The sequence below is a fragment of the Xanthomonas sp. SHU 308 genome (assembly GCF_000364645.1).
In the GTDB taxonomy this organism is placed as follows: Bacteria; Pseudomonadota; Gammaproteobacteria; order Xanthomonadales; family Xanthomonadaceae; genus Xanthomonas_A; species Xanthomonas_A sontii.
This window is the reverse complement of sequence record NZ_AQOK01000211.1, coordinates 1-5,311: the sequence shown is the minus strand read 5'-3', so window position 1 is coordinate 5,311 and position 5,311 is coordinate 1. Positions and strand designations below refer to the sequence as shown.

3 protein-coding genes are annotated in these 5,311 nt (G+C 68.5%); 2 read left to right on the top strand and 1 reads right to left on the bottom strand.

Features of this window, described 5'->3' with window-relative positions; translation table 11 throughout:
• Together D588_RS0108050 and D588_RS0108045 are read left to right on the top strand one after the other, a co-directional pair.
• Positions 1–2,041: M13-type metalloendopeptidase (locus D588_RS0108050; protein WP_017915603.1), on the top strand; the 2,041-nt coding region annotated here is incomplete at its 5' end.
• 237 nt (positions 2,042–2,278) lie between these two features.
• Positions 2,279–4,291 (top strand): M13 family metallopeptidase, encoded by a 2,013-nt coding sequence (locus D588_RS0108045; RefSeq protein ID WP_017915602.1) that lies wholly within the window; start codon positions 2,279–2,281, stop codon positions 4,289–4,291.
• A gap of 138 nt (positions 4,292–4,429) precedes the next feature.
• Here the strand turns inward: D588_RS0108045 and D588_RS0108040 are convergent, their stop codons facing one another.
• Positions 4,430–5,086, bottom strand: coding sequence for a rhomboid family intramembrane serine protease (locus D588_RS0108040; RefSeq protein ID WP_017915601.1), 657 nt, complete (start codon positions 5,084–5,086; stop codon positions 4,430–4,432).
• Positions 5,087–5,311: the final 225 nt, after the last annotated feature.

The window sequence follows — 5,311 nt, the reverse complement described above, 5'->3', positions numbered from 1 at the left end:
TGCCGCGCCCGCCGCCGACGCCGCCAAGTCCGCGCCGGCCGCCGCCCCGGCCGCGGCGTCGACCGACCTCAAGCTCGACACCAGCAAGCTGCCGGCCTACAACGCCTTCAACGTCGACGACCTGGACGCCAGCAAGAACGCCTGCGACGACTTCAACGGCTACGTCAACGGCAAGTGGCTGGCCGCCAACGAGATCCCCAAGGACCGCAGCAGCTGGGGCGCGTTCTCGATCCTGGACGAGCGCTCGGTCGCGGCGCAGCACCAGCTGGCCGAACAGGCCGCCGCCGCGGCCAACCCGCAGGGCGTGGAGAAGATCGTCGGCGACTTCTGGTCCTCGGGCATGGACGACGCCAAGATCAACGCCCAGGGCATCGCGCCGCTGAAGGCCGACCTGGCCGCGATCGACGGCCTCAAGGACGGCCCGGCGATCGCCGAGTACCTGCGCCAGAGCGCGGCCAAGGGCGAGAACGGCCTGTTCGGCTTCGGCGCCGAGGCCGACTTCAAGAATTCGGCGATGAACATGGCCTACGCCATGCAGGGCGGCCTCGGCCTGCCCGACCGCAGCTACTACTTCGACGCCGACAAGCAGGACAAGCTCAAGGCCTACCAGGCGCATGTGGCCAAGGTGCTGGAACTGGCCGGCGTGCCGGCGGCCGACGCGGCCAAGCAGGCGCAGGACGTGGTGGCGCTGGAAACGCGCCTGGCCAAGGTGTCCAAGTCCAGCGAGCAGCTCTCGCGCGACGCCGAGCTGTCCTACAACCCGGTCACCCCGGCCGAGGCCGACAAGCTGACCCCCAACTTCCCCTGGACCAAGTTCTTCGAGTCGCAGGGCGTGGCCGTGCCGGAGAAGTTCTCGCTGGCGATCCCGGCCTTCCACCAGGAAGTGAGCAAGGCGCTGGGCGACACCGACCCGTCGGTGTGGCGCGCCTACCTGCGCTTCCACACCGTGGACAGCGCCTCGCCGTACCTGAGCGACGCCTTCGCGCAGGAAAACTTCGCCTTCTACGGCAAGGAGCTAAACGGCCAGGCCGAGATGAAGCCGCGCTGGAAGCGCGTGCTCGGCAGCATCAACGAAGGCGCCGGCGAGGCGATGGGCCAGATGTACGTCAAGGTCGCCTTCTCGGCCGACGACAAGGCCAAGATGCAGCAACTGGTCGAGAACCTGAGCCAGGCGCTGAAGGCGCGCCTGGAGAAGCTGACCTGGATGAGCGACGAGACCAAGGCCAAGGCCCTGGACAAGTGGAAGACCTTCACTCCGAAGATCGGCTACCCGGACAAGTGGCGCGACTACGCCAGCCTGAGCACCCAGCGCGACAGCTACCTGGACAACGTGCGCGCCGCCACCGCGTTCAACTACAAGTACAACCTCAGCAAGATCGGCAAGCCGGTGGACAAGACCGAGTGGGGCATGACCCCGCAGACGGTCAACGCCTACTACAACCCGCTGCAGAACGAGATCGTGTTCCCGGCGGCGATCCTGCAGCCGCCGTTCTTCGACCCCAAGGCCGACGACGCGTTCAACTACGGCGGCATCGGCGCGGTGATCGGCCACGAGATGACCCACGGTTACGACGACCAGGGCGCGCGCTTCGGGCCGACCGGCAACTTCGAGAACTGGTGGACCCCGGCCGACGCCAAGAAGTTCTCCGCGCTCACCGGCAAGCTGGTGCAGCAGTTCGACGGCTACGAGGTCGACGGCAAGCACGTCAACGGCAAGCTGACCCTGGGCGAGAACATCGCCGACCTGGGCGGCATCACCACCGCCTACGACGCCATGAAGAAGGCCACCGAGGGCAAGGACGACCCGAAGGTCGGCGGCATGAGCCGCGACCAGAACTTCTTCATCAACTGGGCCACCGTGTGGCGTACCAAGTACACCCCGCAGAACGCGATGGTGCGTCTGACCACCGATCCGCACGCCCCGGCGCAGTTCCGCGCGATCGGCGCGCCGTCGAACCTGGAGGCCTTCGCCACCGCGTTCCAGTGCAAGCCGGGCGCGCCGATGGTGCGCAGCGGCGACAAGCGCGTGGTGATCTGGTAAGCGACGGCGTCACTGCCGTCCCGCGAAAAGGCCCGGCTTGTCCGGGCCTTTTCTTTGCGTGGGCGTCGGCCTGCGACGGCGGTGGCGATGCCGACCGCCCTGCCCGGCCACCGGCGCCCGTGCCTGCCGGCGTCGCTCGCTGAATCCGGTGGGGACGTGGACGCGCATCATCGCCACAGTTGCACACCGCGGCTTGTTAAACTCCGCCGACTTTAATCCTGACCGGATGCGTTCCCGATGCCCAATGCCCGTCCGCTTGCCCTCGCCGTCGCCCTCGGCCTGATCGCCCTCGCCTCCGCCGCCGATGCCGCGCCCAAGAAGAAGCGCGCCGCCGCGCCCAAGGCCCCGCCGATCAGCGCTGCCTGCAGCGACTTCTACGACGACGCCAACGCCGACTGGCTGAAGCAGAACCCGGTGCCGCAGACCGGCGCGGTCACCGCGCTGGGCCAGCTGGCCGAGCGCACCCAGCAACAGCAGCGCGACCTGCTCGACGCCTCCATGCAGTCGCCGCAGAACGCGGTGCAGAAGGCGCTGGGCGACTTCTGGGCCAGCGGCCTGGACGAGGCCGCCGTGGAGAAGGACGGCTCCAACCCGATCGCGCCGCTGCTCGGTCGCATCGATGCGATCAAGAAGGCCAAGGACGTGCCGGCCTCGATCGCCGCGCTGCACCAGATCGGCATCCCGGTCGCGTTCAACTTCGGCGCCGACGTCGACCTGAAGGCGCTGGACCGCCACATCGGCTACTTCATGCAGGGCGGCATGGGCCTGCCCGACCCGGCCTTCTACACCCGCACCGACGCCGACACCATGGCGCTGATGGGCCGCTACCGCACCTACGTCAAGCAGATCCTGACCCTGACCGGCACCCCGGCCGACCGCCTCGAGGCCGACGCCCAGTCGGTGCTGCAGATCGAGACCGCGCTGGCGCGCAGCGCCAAGTCGCTGTCCGGCATCAACAACCCGTTCAACAACTACGCGCCGATCTCCACCAAGGAGTTGAACAAGCAGTACCGCAACCTGCAGCTCGACGCCTTCCTCAAGGCGCAGGGCGTCAACGACGACCTGGTGTCGATGGCCGACCCGGACATGTTCAAGCAGCTCGACGGCATGATCGTCAGCATCAAGCCCGAGCAGTGGAAGGCCTACCTGCGCTGGCGCGTGGGCGATGCGATGGCGCCGTACCTGTCCAAGAGCTTCCGCGACGCCAGCTTCGAGTTCCGCGGCCGCGTGCTGCAGGGCCAGGTCGCGCCGCCGCCGCGCTGGGCGCAGGTGCTGGACGCGATCAACGTCGCCGCCGGCCCGATGCTGGGCCGCGAGTACGTGGCCCGCTACCTGTCGGCCGACACCCGCCGCCAAGCCGAGACCATCGCCGACCAGGTGCGCGACGCGCAGATCGCCGCGGTCAAGCGCAGCACCTGGCTGAGCGAGCCGGCGCGCACCGAGGCGCAGGCCAAGCTGGCCGCACTGAAGATCGAGGTCGGCGCGCCGCGCCGCGACCTCGACTACACCCTGCAGCCGATGGGCCGCGGCAGCTTCGGCGGCAACATGCTGATCGCCTCCACCTGGCGTCACCGCGAGGAGATGAAGCGCATCGGCAAGGGCAACGCCGACCGCCGCTGGGACGTGCTGCCGCAGCAGCCCGCACTGACCTACGACATCGCCCAGAACCGCCTGATCGTCACCGCCGCGGTGCTGCAGCCGCCGGTGTACGCGGCCGGCGGCGACGCCGCGACGCTGTACGGCGCCTACGGCGCGATGGTCGCGCACGAGCTGATCGGCGCCATCGACAGCAAGGGCAGCCAGGTCGACGCGCAGGGCCAGTTGCGCAACTGGTGGACCCCGGAAGACAAGAGCGCCTGGAACGCGCTGGCCGCCCGTACCGCCGCGCAGTACGGCGCCTACGACTTCCCGGGCGTGAAGGGCGCCAAGGTCAACGGCCCGCTGACTCAGGACGAGGACCTGACCGACATCGGCAGCGTCGAACTGGCCTGGCAGGCCTACAGCGCCGCGCAACCGACCGCCAACGAGGCAAGCAAGCAGGCGTTCTACAAGGCCTGGGCCGGCCTGTGGGCGCAGCAACTGTCGCCGAACGAAGCCGTGCAGCGGGTCACCGCCGACGTGCACGCGCCCGGCCGCTGGCGCACCAACGGCGCGCTGGCCAACCTGCCCGCCTTCGCCGCGACCTTCACCTGCAAGCCCGGCCAGCCGATGGTGCGCAGCGAGGCCGAACAGATCCACCTGTGGCCGTGAGCCGGTGCCGGCGCTAGCCGCCGGCCAGGCACACACAGCAAGACGGCGCGGGCAACCGCGCCGTCTTGCGTTCAGGGGTCGGGAAAACGTGCCGCCGGCGCCGCGCTTGCGGCGCGCAGCAGCCGCAGGCGTTTTCGCTCAGCGCACGATGCGCGGACGCGGCGGCTTGCGCTTGCCGAACGGCGGCTGGCCGCGCCAGTAGCGGATCATCAGCCAGCCGAACAACATGCCGCCCAGATGCGCGAAATGCGCCACGCCCGGCTGCCAGCCGGTGAAGCCCATCAGCAGTTCCAGCGCACCGAACACGATCACGAAGGTCCGCGCCTTCATCGGGATCGGCGGGAACAGCAGCATCACGCGCTGGTTCGGGAACAGCATCCCGAAGGCCAGCAGCAGGCCGAAGATGCCGCCGGAGGCGCCCAGGGTCGGATACGGCGCGCTGCCGTTGCTGAGCATCCACCAGCCGACCAGCAACTGGCACAGGCCGGCACCGACCACGCAGACCAGGTAGTAGGTCAGGAAGCGCTTGTTGCCCCAGGTCTGCTCCAGCGGCCCGCCGAACATGTACAGCGCCAGCATGTTGAACAGCAGATGCATGAAGTCGCCGTGCAGGAAACCGTAGGTCAGCAACTGCCAAAGCTGGAAGTTCTCCCCGGGCGAGAACGCGTCGAACGCACCGATCGGCCACAACATGAAGGGCGAAAACGTGTCCATGCCGAACAGCATCTGCAGCAGGAACACCACGACGTTGCCGATCAGCAGCGCTTGGGTGACGGGCGGAAGTCTGGGGAACATGGTCGGGTCCGTGGCAACTGTCCCCATCATAGCCGCTCGCCAGAGCATGCACCCCAACCAATGCAACGGCATGCCATGACCAACGCCGCTCTTCCAAGAGGTATTGCGAGCACGGTGCGCCGAAGAGACAGACGAGGGCGCGGGCGAAGCCTCGCGCAATCAACATGCAGCATGCGCTTCGCGTCCGTACCCTCACCCCAACCCCTCTCCCGGAGGGAGAGGGGC

Coding starts and splice junctions, on each gene's coding strand:
- D588_RS0108040 (WP_017915601.1), bottom strand. CDS start 5,086: ATGTTCCCCAGACTTCCGCCCGTCACCCAAGCGCTGCTGATCGGCAAC.
- D588_RS0108045 (WP_017915602.1), top strand. CDS start 2,279: ATGCCCAATGCCCGTCCGCTTGCCCTCGCCGTCGCCCTCGGCCTGATC.